Here is a 387-nt window from a genome sequence, read left to right on the forward strand (position 1 = left end):
AATGTGCTACGACTACTTTTTACAAGAGATTTATTGAGCTTGGTCACATTAATTTCATCCTCATAGCTTTGACTAATGCCATTTTTCAAGGCAAGGTGGGAAGCTAAGGCTTGCGTGAAACCGATGATTAGTATATTGGTTAGGGGGAGCAGAAAGCCAACTTTTTCAGGTTGTCGTAGGGCAATAAGAAGTGCAATCGTATTTCCTATTAGCAGGATAGGAAAAACAATCATGACAATGGTGTTACTGAGGCGATAGCTTTCTTGCAGACGCATTTCATCCATGGGACCACTAATGGAATAAAAATCCTTGGTTGCTTGATTGAGAATTTTTGTAAAAATATCTTTCATGATGAACTCCTTATTGATTCCAAAAGAGACTATTAAG

1 protein-coding gene is annotated in these 387 nt (G+C 37.7%); it reads right to left on the reverse strand.

Annotation, left to right across the window (positions count from 1 at the left end):
• Nucleotides 1-350: DUF3278 domain-containing protein (locus tag C1G53_RS10350; RefSeq protein ID WP_105118597.1), on the reverse strand; the 350-nt coding region annotated here is incomplete at its 3' end.
• Nucleotides 351-387: the final 37 nt, after the last annotated feature.

This window comes from Streptococcus suis (assembly GCF_002960445.1).
GTDB lineage: Bacteria > Bacillota > Bacilli > Lactobacillales > Streptococcaceae > Streptococcus > Streptococcus hyiners.